16 protein-coding genes are annotated in these 16,483 nt (G+C 71.1%); 5 read left to right on the top strand and 11 right to left on the bottom strand.

What is annotated here, in order from left to right:
• Positions 1-15 precede the first annotated feature (15 nt).
• The 4 genes from kdpC to DEJ27_RS10485 are packed head-to-tail and all read right to left on the bottom strand — an operon-like array spanning position 16 to position 4,485.
• Entirely contained in the window at positions 16-615 is a 600-nt protein-coding gene (gene kdpC, locus DEJ27_RS10500; RefSeq protein ID WP_111090900.1) for a K(+)-transporting ATPase subunit C, read from the bottom strand.
• A 2-nt stretch (positions 616-617) separates the two neighbouring features.
• The gene (kdpB, locus tag DEJ27_RS10495) at positions 618-2,717 is read right to left on the bottom strand and encodes a potassium-transporting ATPase subunit KdpB (RefSeq protein ID WP_110859437.1); all 2,100 of its coding nucleotides are present in this window, start codon (positions 2,715-2,717) and stop codon (positions 618-620) included.
• Entirely contained in the window at positions 2,714-4,396 is a 1,683-nt protein-coding gene (gene kdpA / locus DEJ27_RS10490) for a potassium-transporting ATPase subunit KdpA (RefSeq protein WP_110859436.1), read from the bottom strand. Before kdpA ends, kdpB begins: the two co-directional genes overlap by 4 nt.
• Positions 4,396-4,485: a potassium-transporting ATPase subunit F gene (locus DEJ27_RS10485; RefSeq protein ID WP_017887940.1), complete on the bottom strand. Its 90-nt coding sequence runs from the start codon at positions 4,483-4,485 to the stop codon at positions 4,396-4,398. The genes kdpA and DEJ27_RS10485 overlap by 1 nt, the downstream gene beginning before the upstream one ends.
• 343 nt (positions 4,486-4,828) lie before the next feature.
• Here DEJ27_RS10485 and DEJ27_RS10480 point away from each other — a divergent pair, with 343 nt between their 5' ends.
• Positions 4,829-5,812: an Abi family protein gene (locus tag DEJ27_RS10480; protein WP_111090899.1), complete on the top strand. Its 984-nt coding sequence runs from the start codon at positions 4,829-4,831 to the stop codon at positions 5,810-5,812.
• Here DEJ27_RS10480 and DEJ27_RS10475 read toward each other — a convergent pair whose 3' ends face one another.
• Entirely contained in the window at positions 5,813-6,769 is a 957-nt protein-coding gene (locus DEJ27_RS10475) for a YafY family protein (protein WP_110859434.1), read from the bottom strand.
• Positions 6,770-6,831: 62 nt separating this feature from the next.
• On the opposite strand from DEJ27_RS10475, the gene DEJ27_RS10470 reads away from it, so the two are divergent.
• Complete coding sequence (locus tag DEJ27_RS10470) at positions 6,832-7,251, top strand: VOC family protein (protein ID WP_110859433.1); 420 nt, start codon at positions 6,832-6,834, stop codon at positions 7,249-7,251.
• A 19-nt stretch (positions 7,252-7,270) separates the two neighbouring features.
• Here the strand turns inward: DEJ27_RS10470 and DEJ27_RS10465 are convergent, their stop codons facing one another.
• Positions 7,271-8,137: a putative RNA methyltransferase gene (locus DEJ27_RS10465; protein ID WP_111090898.1), complete on the bottom strand. Its 867-nt coding sequence runs from the start codon at positions 8,135-8,137 to the stop codon at positions 7,271-7,273.
• 34 nt (positions 8,138-8,171) lie between these two features.
• On the opposite strand from DEJ27_RS10465, the gene DEJ27_RS10460 reads away from it, so the two are divergent.
• The 3 genes from DEJ27_RS10460 (at position 8,172) to DEJ27_RS18115 (ending at position 10,326) form a co-directional block, all read left to right on the top strand.
• Positions 8,172-8,927: an SDR family NAD(P)-dependent oxidoreductase gene (locus DEJ27_RS10460; protein WP_110859431.1), complete on the top strand. Its 756-nt coding sequence runs from the start codon at positions 8,172-8,174 to the stop codon at positions 8,925-8,927.
• Positions 8,928-8,985: 58 nt separating this feature from the next.
• A complete protein-coding gene (locus DEJ27_RS10455; RefSeq protein WP_110859430.1) occupies positions 8,986-9,924 on the top strand; it encodes an aldo/keto reductase family oxidoreductase in 939 nt (312 codons plus the stop codon).
• A 228-nt stretch (positions 9,925-10,152) separates the two neighbouring features.
• Positions 10,153-10,326 carry a hypothetical protein gene (locus tag DEJ27_RS18115; protein ID WP_309147035.1) on the top strand — a complete coding sequence of 58 codons (174 nt, stop codon included), beginning with the start codon at positions 10,153-10,155 and terminating at the stop codon, positions 10,324-10,326.
• An 81-nt stretch (positions 10,327-10,407) separates the two neighbouring features.
• Here the strand turns inward: DEJ27_RS18115 and DEJ27_RS10445 are convergent, their stop codons facing one another.
• From DEJ27_RS10445 to DEJ27_RS10425, 5 genes are all read right to left on the bottom strand, one after another.
• Positions 10,408-10,953, bottom strand: coding sequence for a hypothetical protein (locus tag DEJ27_RS10445; RefSeq protein ID WP_111090897.1), 546 nt, complete (start codon positions 10,951-10,953; stop codon positions 10,408-10,410).
• 70 nt (positions 10,954-11,023) lie between these two features.
• Positions 11,024-11,236: a hypothetical protein gene (locus DEJ27_RS10440; RefSeq protein ID WP_146238506.1), complete on the bottom strand. Its 213-nt coding sequence runs from the start codon at positions 11,234-11,236 to the stop codon at positions 11,024-11,026.
• Positions 11,237-11,300: 64 nt separating this feature from the next.
• Positions 11,301-11,531, bottom strand: coding sequence for a hypothetical protein (locus DEJ27_RS10435; protein WP_111090896.1), 231 nt, complete (start codon positions 11,529-11,531; stop codon positions 11,301-11,303).
• A 34-nt stretch (positions 11,532-11,565) separates the two neighbouring features.
• Positions 11,566-14,718 carry a GH92 family glycosyl hydrolase gene (locus tag DEJ27_RS10430; RefSeq protein ID WP_258370340.1) on the bottom strand — a complete coding sequence of 1,051 codons (3,153 nt, stop codon included), beginning with the start codon at positions 14,716-14,718 and terminating at the stop codon, positions 11,566-11,568.
• Positions 14,719-14,803: 85 nt separating this feature from the next.
• Positions 14,804-16,378, bottom strand: a complete 1,575-nt coding sequence (locus DEJ27_RS10425) for a serine/threonine-protein kinase (RefSeq protein WP_111090894.1) — start codon at positions 16,376-16,378, stop codon at positions 14,804-14,806.
• Between the last annotated feature and the right edge of the window lie 105 nt (positions 16,379-16,483).

Here is a 16,483-nt window from a genome sequence, read left to right as displayed (position 1 = left end):
AGGGGTCACCCACGCTCAGGACGCCTTCGCCAGCGCCAGGTTCAGCGCGAGCACGTTCACCACGGGCTCACCGAGGAACCCGAGCTGCCGGGACTCGGTGTGCGACGCCACCAGTTGCCGCACGGTGTCGGCGGGCAGGCCGCGTGCCGAGGCCACACGGGCCACCTGCTGGGACGCGTAGGCGGGGCTGATGTCCGGGTCGAGGCCCGAACCGGATGCGGTCACGGCGTCGGCAGGCACCTGCGCGGCGGAGACCCCGTCGGCCTTCGCCAGCGCCGCACGACGCTCCTCGACGGCCTTGAGCAGGTCGGCGTTGTTCGGCCCGAGGTTCGAGCCGGACGACGCTCCCGCGTCGTAGCCGTCCCCGGCGGCGGACGGCCGCGACTGGAACCAGCGATCGGCCTGCTTGCCCGTGAACGACTGCCCGATCAACGAGGAACCGACGACGGCGCCGGACGAGTCCGTGACCATCGAGCCGTTGGCCTGGTCGTGGAACGCCGCCTGGCCGACGCCCCAGACGGCGAGCGGGTAGCCGACGCCGAGGACGACGGTGGCGACGAGGGTGAGGCGGATGGCCACACCGGCGGAACGGAAGGTGGAACGTGCAGATGCCATGACTAGAACCCCGGGATGAGACCGACCACGAGGTCGATCAGTTTGATGCCGATGAAGGGGACGACCACGCCGCCCAGCCCGTAGACGAGCAGGTTGCGGCCGAGGATCGACGACGCTGCGGCCGCGCGGTACTTGACGCCACGCAGGGACAGCGGGATGAGCGCGACGATGACGAGCGCGTTGAAGACGACCGCCGACAGGATCGCGGACGAGGGGCTGTGCAGCGCCATGATGTTGAGCGCCGCGAGCCCCGGGAACGCGAGCTGGAACATCGCCGGGATGATCGCGAAGTACTTCGCGACGTCGTTGGCGATGGAGAAGGTGGTCAGGGCGCCGCGGGTGATGAGCAGCTGCTTGCCGATGCGGACGACGTCGATGAGCTTGGTCGGGTCGGAGTCGAGGTCGACCATGTTGCCAGCCTCCTTCGCCGCCGTCGTGCCGGTGTTCATCGCGACGCCGACGTCCGCCTGCGCCAGGGCCGGGGCGTCGTTGGTGCCGTCACCGGTCATGGCGACGAGGTTGCCGCCCTCCTGCTCGCGCTTGATGTACGCGAGCTTGTCCTCCGGGGTGGCCTCGGCGAGGAAGTCGTCGACGCCGGCCTCGTGGGCGATGGCAGCCGCGGTGCGGGGGTTGTCGCCCGTGATCATCACCGTGCGGATGCCCATCGACCGGAGCTCGGCGAACCGCGACGCCATGCCGTCCTTCACGACGTCCTTCAGGTGCACGACACCGAGCAGCGTGACCGCACCGGTCGACGAGCGACGCCCGACGACGAGCGGGGTGCCGCCCTGGTCGGAGATGTCCGCGACGGTCGCGTCGATGGCAGACACCAAACTGGCTTCGGTGGTGTCCGCCCAGGCGAGCACTGCCGCGGCAGCGCCCTTCCGGATCTGCGACCCATCCGACAGGTCGAGACCGGACATGCGTGTCTGCGCCGTGAACGGCACCTCGACGGCACCGTCGGGCAGACCGACGGCGGCTCCGTCTGCACGCGCCAGGTCGACGATCGAGCGTCCTTCCGGCGTGCTGTCGGCGGCACTCGACAGTGCCGCGGCCTCGAGCAGTTCGGCTGTCGTCACGCCCGGCACCGGCACCACGCGGGACGCCCGGCGGTTGCCGTACGTGATCGTGCCGGTCTTGTCGAGCAGCAGCGTCGTGATGTCGCCGGCGGCCTCGACCGCGCGGCCCGACATCGCCAGCACGTTGTGCTGCACGAGCCGGTCCATGCCGGCGATGCCGATCGCGGAGAGCAAGGCTCCGATGGTGGTCGGGATGAGGCAGACGAGCAGGGCGATGAGCACCGGCACGCTGACCGTCGCACCGACGAGTCCCGCGATGGGCTGCATCGTCAGGCAGACGATCACGAAGACGATCGACAACGAGGCGAGCAGGATGTTCAGCGCGATCTCGTTCGGCGTCTTCTGCCGTGCCGCACCCTCGACCAGGCGGATCATCCGGTCGATGAAGGTCTCACCCGGCGTCGAGGTGATGCGCACCACGATCCGGTCCGACAGCACCCGTGTGCCGCCGGTGACGGCACTGCGGTCACCGCCGGACTCGCGGATGACCGGTGCGGACTCACCCGTGACGGCCGACTCGTCGACCGACGCGATGCCGTCGACGACGTCGCCGTCGCCCGGGATGACCTCGCCGGCGACGACCACGACCACGTCGCCCTTGGCCAGGTCGACGGACGCGACCTCCTCGGTCTCGTTGCCGGTCGCGGCCGCGTCGGTCGTCGCGTACCCGAGGACCCGGCGGGCGCTCGTGGTCGAGCGGGTCTTCCGCAGGGTGTCGGCCTGCGCCTTGCCGCGGCCCTCGGCCACCGACTCCGCCAGGTTGGCGAAGACGACGGTGAGCCAGAGCCAGACGGCGATGGCGATCGTGAACGCGGACGGCTCGACGACGGCGGCCGCCGTCGTCAGCGCTGCGCCGACCTCGACGATGAACATGACGGGGTTCCGCCACATGAGTCGCGGATCGAGTTTCCGCAGGGCGCCCGGGAGGCCCGCCACCAGTTGGCGGGGTCCGAATGCGGACGAGCGGGTGGCCGGTTCCACGGCGGTGCGCGGTTCCGACTCCGTGGTCACGGGGGTGGTCATGACAGTCCTTCTGCGAGCGGACCCAGTGCGAGCACCGGGAAGTAGGTGAGTGCGGTGACGATGACGGCGACGCCGCCGAGCAGCCCGATGAACAGCGGGCGGTGGGTGGGCAGCGTGCCGGCGGTCTCCGGCACCCGGTCCTGCGCGGCGAGGGACCCGGCGAGCGCCAGGACGAACACCATCGGCACGAAGCGGCCGAGCAGCATCACGACTCCGAGCGAGGAGTTCATCCACGTGGTGTTCGCGGTGAGCCCGCCGAAGGCCGAGCCGTTGTTGTTCGCACCCGAGGTGAAGGCGTAGAGCAGCTCGGTCAGCCCGTGGTTGCCGGGGTTGAAGATCGACGTCCCGAGCACCTGCTCGCGGACCCCGGGGATCACGAGCGAGAGCCCGGTGGCCAGGAGCACGAGCGTCGGCGTGACGAGGATGTACAGCGCTGCGAAGGTCATCTCCTTGGCGCGGATCTTCTTGCCGAGGTACTCCGGGGTGCGACCGACGAGCAGGCCGCCGATGAACACCGTGATGACGGCGAGCACGAGCATGCCGTACAGGCCGGAGCCGACGCCGCCGGGGGTGACCTCGCCCAGCATCATGTTGACGAGCGCCATCATCCCGCCGATCGGGGTGTAGCTGTCGTGCATCGCGTTGACGGCACCGGTGGACGTCGAGGTGGTCGCGGTCGAGAAGAGCGTGGAACCGAGGATGCCGAAGCGGCTCTCCTTGCCCTCCATCGCGGCCCCGGCGGCGTGTGTGGCGACACCGCCGCCGCCGAGCTCGGCGATCGACATGACCGACAGGGACACGAGGAAGATCGCGCCCATCACGGCGAGGATCGCGTAGCCCTGGCGGTCGTCGCCGACCAGCCGCCCGAACGTGCGCGGCAGCGAGAACGGGATGACGAGCATCAGGAAGATCTCGACGAGGTTCGTCCACGCCTGCGGGTTCTCGAACGGGTGCGCCGAGTTGGCGTTGAAGTAGCCGCCACCGTTCGTGCCGAGTTCCTTGATCGCCTCCTGCGAGGCGACGAACCCGTCGGGGATGTGCTGCGTGCCACCGATGAGCGTGGTGACGTCGGTACCGCTTCCCCACGACTGGACGACCCCGCCGGCGACGAGCACGATCGCGAAGACGAACGCCCCGGGCAGGAGCAGTCGGCCGAGACCGCGGACGATGTCCACCCACACGTTGCCGAGCGTGCCGGACTTGCGACGGGCGAACCCGCGCACCAGGGCCACGGCGACCGAGAGACCGACGGCCGCGGACAGGAAGTTCTGCACCGCCAGGCCGGCCATCTGCACCGTGTAGCCGACGGTGACCTCGGGCGAGTACGACTGCCAGTTCGTGTTCGCGACGAACGACGCCGCGGTGTTGAACGCGAGCGAGGGTCCGACGGCGGGCAGCCCGAGGTCGCCGGGCAGGATGACCTGGATGCGCTGCAGCAGGTAGACGAGCAAGAGCCCGGCGACGCTGAACAGCAGCACACCGCGCAGGTACACGGGCCAGGACTGCTCGGCGTCCGGGTCGACCCCGATCAGCCGGTAGACCCCGCGCTCGACCCGGTTGTGCCGGACGGGCGTGAAGACCTTCGCCATCCAGTCACCGAGCGGGCGGTGCGCGACGACGAGCAGCAGGACGAGGGTGGCGACCTGGGCGATGCCCGCCCAGACGTCCGCGGCGCCCACTAGAACCGCTCCGGACGCACGAGCGCCCAGACGAGGTACACGACTGCGGCGATGCCGAGGACGGCGGCCGCGATGGTGATGCCGATCACAGCCGTTCCACCCCCTTGGCGATCAGTGCCACCACGCCGAACACGGCGAGGACACCGGCGACGACGAACACGTCGAACACGAGGGACTCCAGAAGGTCTGCGGTGTCCGCGCCGGGTGACGCGGACCGGCACCACTTGTGGTGCCGAACCGATGCTGGGTCCTGCGCCGCGCCTCCAGTCCGCTCCTAACGGATCCCTGACGCCGCCCTGGTGGACGCATGCACGCTCCTAACGCCTGTGGAGAGCGCTCGATCCCGTGACGCGGATCCTGGTAGGGTTTCGGCATCACGATCGGCCCGCTCGCCTCACGGCTCGGGCCGATTTTCTTGTCTCGGGGGGGCGCATGGAGTACGTGAAGCCGTGGCTCTCGATCGGTGAGCAGATCGAGAAGCTGGCTTCCAAGGGAGTCCGCATCGGTGATCGGGGCGTCGCGGGCTCGGTGCTGCGCGAAGTCGGTTACTACCGCCTCACCGGATACCTCTATCCCTTCCGTGAATCCTCGTTCGAGATCGACGACGACGGCCGTCGGCACGTAGAGGTCCAGGACCGGTACCGAGCAGGGACGGAACTCGCCGCAGCCGAAGCACTCATCGCCTTCGATCGGAGTCTTCGGCTCCTGGTGATCGAAGGTGTCGAGCGGATCGAGGTGGCCGTTCGGACCCAGGTCGGCCACGTCCTCGGAGAGCATGCCCCCTTCGCTCACGAAGACGGATCACTCTTCACCGAGGCGTTCACCGCACACCGAGCAGATGCATCCGATGGCTCCAGCCCGCACACTGCTTGGCTGCAGCGCGTCCGCGAACGGCAGGATTCCTCGGATGAATCGTTCGTTGCCCACTTCCGCACCAAGTACGACGACCGGATGCCCATCTGGGCACTCACCGAAATCCTCGAGCTGGGACACCTGGCTCGGCTGTACGGCGGTCTCCGGAACGACGTCGCCACCCGGATCGCCCGAGAGTTCGGCGTCCCGACCAAGAAGACGATGCTGAGCTGGCTCGCCTCGGTCAACTACGTCCGGAACGTCGCAGCACACCATGCGCGTCTGTTCAACCGGAAGTTGGTCGTGGTCCCGAAACGCCCGAGGTCCGGTGCGGTACCGCTCCTCGCACATCTTTCGGGAACCGATGCGCCGAAGCAGTTCGGTGTCTACAACACCTTGGCGGTGATGGCCTACCTGCTCAGGTCGATCCCGTCCGACCACGACTGGGCCGAGCGCGTGGCCGCTCTCCTCGAGTCCTTCCCGAGCAACGAACACCTCGATCGCGCGTCGATGGGAGTTGGCGCCGGTTGGCTGGACCACGCGCTCTGGACAGGTCGCCACTGATCACGGTGGGCTACGCGTGCCGGCCGCGCGCAACCGGTCAGCGAGGTCTGCCACGGCCTCGACGAGCTCCTCCGGACCCGCGACGACGAAGTCGACCGCAAGTCCTGACACCACGCCAGCGAGCCCGTCCCACGACCACGATCCGAGGGTGACGCGGGCCCGGCCGTCCTCGAGCTGCTCGACCACAGCGTCCTCGGGCAGGTACGGCGTGATCCGCCGCGCATCGCCCGCCGTCGTGGTCACCGAACCGGTGCACGGCCACACGTCGTCGACCACCGACCCCTTGAACCGCGCAGAGACGAACGCGGCGGCATCGCCACCGGGGATCGGGGTCGGCGTGAACGGGACACGGGTCCGCATCCGCGGCGTGATCCGGTCGATGCGGTGCGTCCGCCAGTCGTCGCGGTCGAGGTCCCGGTCGAGCAGGTACCAGCGACCGTTCCGGGCGACGACGGCGTGCGGTTCCACCCGGTGCGGAGTCTCGTCGTCGCCGTACCCGAAACGGAACACCTCCTGCAGGTGGACGGCCTCGCTCACCGCCACCAGGACGTCCGGGTCGGTGGTGGTCCGGCTCGTCGCGGTCACGGCCTGCACCGCGTCGACGCGGGACCGTAGCCGCGCGGGCATCACCTGCCGAACGGTCGCGAGGGCACGGGCCGCCGACTCGGCGACGTCCGCCCCCGACGCCGGGGCCACGGCGAGTGCCAGGGCGATCGCGACCGCCTGGTCGTCGTCGAAGAGCAGCGGGGGCAGGTCGGAGCCCGCCTCGAGCCGGTAGCCCCCGGCCGGCCCACGGAGCGCCTCGACCCGGTACCCGAGGCCGCGCAGCCGATCCACGTCGCGGCGGACGGTGCGGGGACTGACCTCGAGCCGCCCGGCGAGCTCGTCGCCCGGCCAGTCGCGGTGCACCTGGAGCAGGGAGAGCAGCGCGAGCATCCGTACGGAGGGTCCGGCCATGGCGTCCATCTTCGTTCGAGAAGCGGACACGATCTGACCGCATTGACCGACATCCTCGTCCCATGAGCATCGAAACGACAACCCACCTCAACTTCGACGGCGACGCCCGCGCGGCGCTCGACTTCTACGCATCGGTCTTCGGCGGCGAGGTCACCGCCGCCACCTACGGCCAGATGGGCGCCCTGGACGACCCGGCCTGGGCGGACCGGATCGTGTTCGGTCAGGTCTCCACGGCCGCCGGCTTCCGCGTCATGGCCTTCGACGTCTGGCCCGGGCAGCCCTACGACCAGGGATCGAACGCCTTCTACGTGTTCGTGCACGGTGACGACACGGCCGAGATCGAGCGGTACTGGGCCGCACTGTCCGAGGGCGCCGAGATCCGGCAGCCCCTGGAACCCTCGGCCTGGGCTCCGTTGGCCGGGCAGCTGCGTGACCGCTTCGGCGTGGTCTGGCAGCTCGACGTCGCCCCGGCTGGCGACTAGTCGGTCCTGACGGTCGCGGTCAGCGCGTCGGCGTCCACGTCGACACGGTGACCGCGGCCGTCACCGTCGCCGGCTCGAACACGGTGTCCGCCGCGACGTGGTGGTGGCTCGGCCCCATGTGCACGACGTCGTGGACGTCCTCCGCCGACAGCTCCATCGTCCACGTCAGGTCTTCGGAGGACCGCAGCACGAACGACGGCGTCAAGGAGTCGTGCAGCCGCCGTTCCTTCTCCGGGTCCACGCTGATCGTCGCCTCGGCGAGCTCCGCAAGGTGCCCGGTCCGCGGGGTCACCACCGCGAGTACGCCGTCCGGGTGCAGCACGCGGGCGTACTCGCTCTGGTTGCGGGGTGCGAAGACGTCGAGCACGACCGCGGCAGCGCCGTCGACGACCGGGAGGCGCTCGGTCACGTCCCCGACGACGGCCCCCGCACGCTCGTGGGCGCGTGCCGCACGCCGGATCGCGACGGCCGACAGGTCCAAGGCGACCCCCAGTCGTCGAGTCGGCTGACGGCCGACAGGTGCAAGCGTGTCCGGCGCGACCCCGAGCCTCCCGTCCGCCGCGCGCAGCGCATGCGCCAGGTAGGTCCCCGGGCCCGAACCGACGTCCAGCACGATGCCGGGCGCGGTGGCGTCCGCGACGATCGCGGCGAGCGCCCGCTCGACGGGCGCGTAGTGCCCGCGCCCCAGGAACCGCAGCCGCGCGTCCACCATCTCCGGGGTGTCCGCGGTGAGTGCGCGCCGCTTCGCGGGCAGGAGCGTCAGGTGGCCCTGCTTCGCCTCGTCGAACCGGTGACCGTTCGGGCAGCCGACCTGGCCGCCGTCGACGCGGCCGAGCGGCTCGGCGCACACGGGGCAGGCGAGCATCGGCAGCAGGTCGTCACGCACCGGCCCAGCGTACGGGCCTCGGTAACCTGACCGGATGTCGCTGCAGCAGCTCTTCGGCCTCGACGGCCGCACCGCACTCGTGACGGGAGGCAGCTCCGGCATCGGCCGAGCGATCGCCACCGCACTCGCCGACGCGGGTGCCCACGTCCTCGTCGCCGCCCGGACGTCCGCGACCATCGACGCCACCGTCGCCGGCATCCGCCAGGCGGGCCGCTCGGCCGACGGCATCGTCGCGGACCTGTCCTCCCGCGCTGGAGCACACGCACTCGCAGACACCGCCGGAGACGTCGACGTCCTGGTGAACTCCGCCGGGATCAACCTGCGCCCGCCGATGCCGGAACTCGACGAGGCCACCTGGGACGCCACGATGGCCGTCAACCTGGACGCGCCGTTCGTGCTCGGGCAGCGGCTCGCACCCGGCATGGCGGCCCGTGGGTACGGGCGGATCGTGTCGATCAGTTCGCAGCAGGCCCACCGCCCCTTCGCCGCCAGCGGCGCGTACGGGGTCTCCAAGGCCGGCCTGGAGGCACTGGCCCGGTCCCAGGCAGAGGCCTGGTCCGCGCAGGGGGTCACCTCCAACGTCCTCGTCCCCGGTTTCGTGCGCACCCCGCTCAACGAGCGACTCGGGTCCGACCCGGCGACGGTGGCGGCCCTCGCCGCGCGGACGCTGGTCGGCCGGAACGGGGTCGCGTCGGACTTCGCCGCGGCGGCGGTGTTCCTCGCCGGACCCGGGTCGGCCTACGTCACCGGGCAGTCGATCGCGGTCGACGGCGGGTTCTCCGTCCACTGAGCGACGTGGCACTGGCAGGGCCTGCCTGCACCGGGGTCTGGCTGGCAGGATCGAGGGCGTGAAGACACTGGAGTTGCCACAGACAGACCTCACCGCCTCCGACGTCGTCGTCGGACTGATGCGGATCAACGACATGAGCGACGAGGACATCCGTTCGCTCTACAGCGCCTCGCGCGACGCGGGCGTGAACATGTTCGACCACGCCGCGGTGTACGGCGAATGGCACGGCTGCGAGCAGCGGTTCGGCGCGGCGGTCACGCTGTCGCCCGCGGAACGTGCCGAGATCGTGCTGCAGACCAAGGTCGGCATCCGACCGACGCCGAAGGGCGCCTACTTCGACTTCTCGTACGAGCACATCCTCGAGTCCGTGCACGAGTCGCTCGAGGCGCTGCAGACCGAGTACGTCGACGTCCTGCTGCTGCACCGCCCCGACGCCCTGGTCGAGCCGGAAGAGGTCGCGAAGGCCTTCGACGAGCTGCACGCCTCCGGCAAGGTCCACCACTTCGGCGTCTCCAACCACACCCCCGGCCAGGTCGACCTGCTCAAGAAGCACGTCCGCCAGCCGCTCGCGTTCAACCAGGTGCAGCTGAGCATCACCCACGCCAACGTCATCTCGCAGGGCCTCACCGCGAACATGGGTGGCCTCGACCAGTCGGTCGACCGCGACAACGACATCCTCAACTACTCGCGGATCAACGACATCACGCTCCAGGCCTGGTCGCCGTTCCAGAAGGGCTTCTTCGACGGCGTCTTCCTGGGCGACCGCGAGCAGTACGCCGAGCTGAACGACGTGCTCGAGGAGGTCGCCGCCGCACACGGGGTCACCCCGACCGGCATCGCGGTCGCGTGGATCACCCGCCACCCCGCGCACTTCCAGGTCGTCCTCGGCACGACGAACCCGCAGCGCGTGCGGGACTCGGCCGCCGGCTCGGACGTCGAGCTGTCGCGCGAGGAGTGGTACCGGATCTTCACCGCGGCCGGACACACCGTTCCCTGAGCAGGAACGGCCCGGTTGGGGTCGGGCAGGGTGGGGTCGTGCTCCACGACCTCGCCTTGCCCGTCCGTCTGACCCCACGCTCCTGCGAACTGACGCTGCGGACGCCACGGAAGCGGACCTCGACGCACTCATGACCCTGTTGTCCGACGACCCGATCAGCGCCGCGCGCGGTGACGTCGCCGCACCGGAGGGCGCTCCGGCGGCGTTGGGAGTGCCCTGACGCGTTGGGTGACCGACGTCGCTGCGCCGGCCCTCGGGACCCCGCTCGTGCAACTCACGTCGGACGCTGCACGGACCGATGCGCACCGCTTCTACGAGCGCCTCGGCTTCACCGGCTCGCACATCGGGTTCAAGTACCGGGTCCTCGACCCTTCCGCCATCCCGCCTGATATGTCACACTGAGACCAGTCGCCCCATCGAGGTGGGTGCGGAAGTGATCCCCGGGAGATCCTGCGGTATAGCGGGGCCCGGGGATTCGCGCGTTCACCGGCGGTGTTCGTGGACGCTCAGCACATGGTCCAGCTGCTCGAGGTACGCCGTCTCGCCTCGCCGATCCAGCGCGACCACGCCGCAGACCGCATCCGCCGCCCAGAGAAGTGGCTCGCGGCCACCCGGCAGGTGCTCGAACACCAATCCGTGAACCAGCTTGCGTGATCGCAAGGCGTCGAGGTGCGCACGATCGTTCCGGTCTGAGGGTCCGCGAGATTCGAGGACGACACGGTCAACACCGCTCGCGCGGAGTTCCATGATCAAGTGCTCAAGAGCCAGACGGCGACGGCGCTCGCTCCGGACGGATCGGTCAGTCACGCTCACGACTCCGACGGCTGTGAACGGATGGTCACACAGCATCTCGACGATCCCTGTGCGGTGCCGGGCGTCGCTCTCGGACCAGTGCAGCTTCCGCGCCGATCGTGGCTTGATGGCGTGGAGCGAGTCCCGGAACCGCTCAGCGTCGCTGTCGGCAACTGTCACCGCCCCGAGGATGTACGCGCCGGGGTCACGTGCGTCTCCGGACTCGGATTCGTCCACGTAGGCCGTGGTACCATTCCGGAATACTACCGGCTGAATGGGACGCGCGGCCGCTTCGACCAGGCGCGCGCTAGTCGTCGGACGCGGAGTCGGCAGACCTCGGCGTCGGCACGTTCACGTCGACCGGGGACACCCCGGCGGGGTCCGCGGAGGCACCGCCCACGACGTCGAACGAGATCCCGAGCATCGCCGGGTCCTCGTCGAGTTCGAGCCCGTCCTGACGGACCTGGTCCTCCGGGATTGCACGGCCACCAGACGGGTCCCACGAGTTCGCGATCGACATGCGCACGAGCATGCCCGAGCCGCTTGGCAATCGCCCAAGAAACCCCGGAGGAACCCCGGAACGGTCAAATGTCGTCCGGGTGCAGCCGCTCGCCTGCGTGCGGACGCCGGAACACCGGGCCGCCGCCGGCCTCGTCCTCGTCGTGGTGGCTGACGGGCGAGACGCTCGGGTCGGCGGAGTCGTCGCCGACGTCGGCGCCGCGGTCCTCCTCCATCTCGAGCTCGGACTCGTCACTGCCGTCCACGGGGATGGACCGGCCCTGCTGTTCGGGATCGAACGGTGCGCTCATCGACATGGGGCGAGCATGCTCCCGCTCGGTGAACGCCGGGTCAACGCTGTCCGTCGGCCGCGATGAGTTCGAGCTGCGTCAGCGCCAGGTCGGTGCCGGCAGTGAACGTGAACGACGAACCCCCGCCGAGGATCCGGAACACGCGGGTCTGGCCGGCCCACGTGAACTCGGCGCCGTCGACCGCGGTGACGTCGTCGTCCAGGGCGACCTGCCACGAGTAGGACCCCGGCGACGCGACCGTCACGGTGTACAGCGAGGCGGCGGGGCACGACACGTCGAAGGACACGGACTCCCCCGCCGCGAGCGCCGTGACGGAGCGGCCGGTGTCGTCCGTCAGTGCCGAGACCCCGACGGGCAGGACGTCCACCGGGGCGTCCCGGTAGCCGTGCACGTCGGAGGCCGAGACGGGCCGGGTGTCCGCCGCCCATCCCTGCGGTTCGTCGGACAGCGTGAACTCGATCCGTGACGCGGCCACGACCACGCTGTGCGGGATGGTGACCGAGGTCCAGGGCGAGCCGTCGACCGTCACCGACGCGACGTACGCGCCTGCGGAATCCGGCGCGACCTCGATGACCGTGGCCGCGCCTCCAGGCTGCCGCAGCACCGTCCTGCGGACCGACGGCGGCACGAGCACGTAGGTGCCGGTCGACGGCGCCAGCGGGTACAGGCCGATGGTCGCGAAGACGTACCAGGCGCTCATCTCACCGTTGTCCTCGTCGCCGGGGTAGCCCTGGCCGAGGTCGGACCCGACGAACAGGCGCTCGAGCGATTCGCGGACGATGTGGTGCGCGTCGTCGTGGCGCCCGGTGAACATCGGGAAGAAGGGGATGTGGTGCGCGGGCTGGTTCGACAGCCCGAGCATGCCCATCCGGACGTCGCGGGCCTCGGTCATCTCGTGGATCGGGAACCCGTACGAGCCGGACCGCGCCAGGCTGCCGGTCTCGGGGGTCGCGAAGAACGCGTCGAGGGCCGCGTCGAACCGCTCGGGGCCGCCGTGCAGGTCGACGATGCCGGCTCCGTCGTGCGGAGCCGTGAACGCGGTGCCCCAGGCATTCGTCTCGGTGTAGTCGTCGCCCCAGTCGCGCGGGTCGAACTCGGTGCCGACCCGCCACGAGCCGTCCGGGTCGCGGCCGATGAAGAACCCGCGCTCGGAGTCGAAGACGTGCCGGTACTGCAGCGACCGGCGGGCGAACCACTCGGCCTCGGCTTCGTACCGGGACAGGTGGGCCGGCGTCCGCGCCCGTGACGCGAGCAGGCCCGCCATGACGGCCAGACCCCAGTCGTTGATGGCCGCGTCCAGGGTCCAGGACATCCCCTCGTGGGTCGCCGTGTCGACGTGGCCACGGAAGGCGCCCGGGAGGCTCCCCTTGCGTCCGACGCGCTCGTCACGGGGCGGGACGGTCGCGTTCCGCACCGCGCTCCGGTACGCCTCGCCCAGGTCGAAGCCGCGCACGCCCTTCACGGCGAGGTCGGCGAACACGGTGTCACTCGTGGTGCCGGTCATGCAGTCCTCGGCGCCGGGGGCACTCCAGCGGGGCGTCCATCCGCCGTCGTGGTGGTGCTCGACGAAGCCCTGCGCGAGCTCGCCCGCGGTCTCGGGGGTCAGGAGTCCGAGGAGCGGCCAGGCCGTGCGGTAGGTGTCCCAGAAGCCGTTCGTGGTGGTGAACGCGCCCTCGACGATCTCCGGCCCGGGCTCGTCGCGGATCGGTTCCGCCAGGACGTCGCCGTAGGGTGAGCGGTGTCGCGGGGTGCCGGTCAGGGCGGTCTCCCCGGCCCGGTTCGGGTAGAGGAACAACCGGTACAGGCCGGAGTACAGGCTCGTCAGCTGGTCGGGGGTCGCGCCGTCGAAGGACAGCGTCGCGAGCTTCTCGGTCCACAGCGCCTCGGCACGGGAGCGCATGGCGTCGTACGAGCCGGCGTCGTCGAGGTTCGCACGGGCGTCCTCGATCGAGACGGTCGAGATGCCGAGCAGGACGTCGACCGGGCCGTCCGCGCCCCCGGCCTCACCCACGGACAGCCAGCCGCGCAGCTCGTGCTCGCCGATCGTCGTGTGGTCGGCGGTGACCCCCGCGACCCGCAGGTGCACGTGGTGCGGCGGGGTGCCTGGCCGGTCGTCGAGGACGGCCTCGACCACGGCGGTGCGGTCCGTGACCGTCACGGAGACGTCGGACACCCGGCCGTGGTGGTCGAGCACGACGCTGCGGGCGCCGGTGAACCGGAACCCGAGGGCGAACTCCCCCGCAGTCAGCTCGGCCGTCACAGCGTGCTCGAGGGCGACCCGATAGCGGTGCGGGCCGTCCTGCTCGTCCTCGTGGTCGAACCCGAGCGCGCGGGCATCCCGGTCCACGTCGGGCGTCTCGAGTGGCGAGGGCATCACCTGGAACACCCCGCGGTCGCCCATCCACGGCGACGGGATGTGACTCGTGGCGAAGGCCTGGATCGCCGGGCGGAGTCGTCCCTGGTCGTCGATCCGGTCGTGTTCCTGGTACGCGTACGGCCAGCGGTTGCTCGAGGCGTCCGTCATCGGCAGCCCGAACACGCCGCCGTGCGGGACACCGACGAGCGGGGCGTTGTTGCCGCGGGAGAACCGGGAGGATGCCTGGGTGCCACGGGTCGTCCGGACGTGGCCGAGCGGGGTCGTCGGGGTCGGACGCGCGGGACCGATCCGGACGGCGTCGAGCCAGCCGCGCAGTGCGGGACGCTCGCCGTCGGTGGCCGTGGCCGGCGCGTCGGAGCCGAGCCGGGCCTCCAGGCGGTCGACGACCAGCCCCGCGAACGGCGTGAGGTCGACCGCGCGCCGGTTCCACTGGTCCACCCACTGCTTGCGGGCCGCGTCCTGCACGTCCGGGGTGACCGCGTCGCCGTACTGGTCGCGGACCGCGGCGTGGTCACGCAGCCGCGAGCCGTCGGTGAAGACGACGTCGAGGGCGAAGGCCGTGGCGTCCCAGAAGTGCGGCAGGTCTGCTTCCGTCGGTTCCGACGCCCCATCGGGCAGGGTCCGCTCGGGGAACCAGACCCAGGAGAGCTCGTCGCCGGTGGCGATGGTGCGTCCGGTGAAGCCGGGGACGATCGCCTCGGCCACCGGCGCGCCCGCTGGTCGTTCGACGAGCCAGCCCTCTGCAGACCCGAAGCCGACACCGTTCCGAGCGGCCACGGCCGTCGTCGGACCACCGCTCCGTTGCAGTTCTCGCACGGGGCGAGCCTATTTGCTCCAGGGACTGGACGAAAACCCCGGCGTGTCAGTGCCGGTCGTCAGTGTTGGTCGTCAGTGCGCGTCGTCAGTCCTTGTTGTGTCCCGGGGCGCTGCCGGAGTTGCCGGGAGCGGTGTCCGACGTGGTGTCGACCGCGCCCGTGCCGTCCTGCGGCTCCTGCACCGGGTTCGAGGCCGGGGTGCTCGGCTCCGGTCCGACGGGCGGGTCCTGCGTGGGCTGCTCCGGCTGCGTCGGTTCGCTCGGCTGCTCCCTGGGTTCCTCGGCGGGCTGCGACGGCTGCTGCTCCTGTGAGGGCTGCTGCTCGGCCGGTTCGCTCGGCTGCTGTTCCTCGCCCGGGTCCTCGGACGGCTGCTGCTCGGTCGGGGCGGTCGACGTGGTGTCCGTCGGGGCCGGGGTGCCGTCGTCGTCGCCGTTGAGGGCGAACACCGCGACGCCGATGCCGATGAGCACCAGGACGATCACGATGATCGCTGCGATGAGCGGTCCGCGCTTCTTCTTCTCCGGCTGGTCCTCGGGCTGGTCCCCCCGGACCGGGCGGGGCGCGACCGGCGGCGGGGTCGGCCCGCTCGGGCCTGATGCGCCGCGGTCGTTCGCCTGGGCGCCGAGAACGGTCGTCGAGACGTCGTCGGCGGGGTTCGGGCGCTGGGTGTCGAGCACGCGGGTGGCGTCGTCGCCCGGACGCGCGCCGCCGTTCGGCAGCTCGCTGGCCGGCATCGCCTGTGTCCGGTCATCGGCGTTCGCCGCAGCGGCGGCACCAGCCGCGGCACCCGCTGCGCCGGCAGCCGCAGCGGTCACCGCACCGGGCATCCCGGGCAGGAGCTGCGTGGCGTTCGTCGGCTCGTCGCGGCCCAGGGCACGCAGGCGCTCGGCGGCCTCGGCCGCCGTCGGGCGCTCCGCCGGGTCCTGCGCGGTCATCACGTGCAGCAGGGTGCGCCAGGCCGTGGGCAGGTGCCGGTCGATCTCGGGCGAGCGGGTGAGCCGGGCGGTGGCCGACTCGACGGCGCTGCCCGGGAACGGCTGGCGGCCGGTCAGGCACTCGAGCAGCACGAGTCCGAGCGAGTAGACGTCGGCCTTGCCGGTGATCTCCTTCGCCAGGACCTGCTCGGGGGCCAGGTACGCGGCCGTCCCCATCACGGTGCCCGTCCCGGTCACGCGTGAGGCGTCACGGAGCAGGGCGATCCCGAAGTCGGCGAGCTTGACGTGTCGGCCGTCGCTCTCGAGCAGGACGTTCGCGGGCTTCACGTCACGGTGGACGATCCCCTGCGCGTGCACGGCGGCCAGGCCGTCGGCGACCTGTGCACCCAGCCGGGCGGCGGTCGCCGGGTCCAGCGGGCCCTCGCGCAGACGCGTCGCCAGGTCGCTGCCCGGCACGAGTTCCATCACGAGGTAGGAGTCGCCGTCGACGTCGTCGAGTGCGGCGTCGTAGAGCGTGACGAGCTCGGGTGCACGCAGCGTCGCGAGGGTCTGGATCTCCGCCTCGGCGCGGGCGCGCTCCCCGCGGTCGACCGGGCCGATGCGGAACACCTTGACCGCGACCTCGCGACCGAGCTGCTCGTCGACCGCCCGGTACACGGACGCCATGCCACCGTGTCCGAGCGTGCCCGTGACGCGGTACCTGCCGCCGAAGACCCGTTCTTCCATGCCCGGCAACCTACCGGTCGCGGCTGACGGCGCTCTGCCGTTGGCGCACGGCGGCGCGGGACGGTGGCGGCGGCGGGGCGGGCGGGGGGGCGCCCGGAGACTCGG

Origin of the sequence: Curtobacterium sp. MCPF17_018, assembly GCF_003234135.1 — a bacterium.
GTDB classification, from domain to species: domain Bacteria; phylum Actinomycetota; class Actinomycetes; order Actinomycetales; family Microbacteriaceae; genus Curtobacterium; species Curtobacterium flaccumfaciens.
This window is presented reverse-complemented; position numbering and strand designations above follow the sequence as displayed.

Excerpts from the sequence above, each read along its gene's own strand:
- kdpC (WP_111090900.1), bottom strand. The coding sequence starts at position 615 with ATGGCATCTGCACGTTCCACCTTCCGTTCCGCCGGTGTGGCCATCCGC.
- DEJ27_RS10480 (WP_111090899.1), top strand. The coding sequence starts at position 4,829 with ATGGAGTACGTGAAGCCGTGGCTCTCGATCGGTGAGCAGATCGAGAAG.
- DEJ27_RS10470 (WP_110859433.1), top strand. The coding sequence starts at position 6,832 with ATGAGCATCGAAACGACAACCCACCTCAACTTCGACGGCGACGCCCGC.
- kdpB (WP_110859437.1), bottom strand. The coding sequence starts at position 2,717 with ATGACCACCCCCGTGACCACGGAGTCGGAACCGCGCACCGCCGTGGAA.
- DEJ27_RS10425 (WP_111090894.1), bottom strand. The coding sequence starts at position 16,378 with ATGGAAGAACGGGTCTTCGGCGGCAGGTACCGCGTCACGGGCACGCTC.
- DEJ27_RS10460 (WP_110859431.1), top strand. The coding sequence starts at position 8,172 with ATGTCGCTGCAGCAGCTCTTCGGCCTCGACGGCCGCACCGCACTCGTG.
- DEJ27_RS10435 (WP_111090896.1), bottom strand. The coding sequence starts at position 11,531 with ATGTCGATGAGCGCACCGTTCGATCCCGAACAGCAGGGCCGGTCCATC.
- DEJ27_RS10440 (WP_146238506.1), bottom strand. The coding sequence starts at position 11,236 with ATGTCGATCGCGAACTCGTGGGACCCGTCTGGTGGCCGTGCAATCCCG.
- DEJ27_RS10475 (WP_110859434.1), bottom strand. The coding sequence starts at position 6,769 with ATGGCCGGACCCTCCGTACGGATGCTCGCGCTGCTCTCCCTGCTCCAG.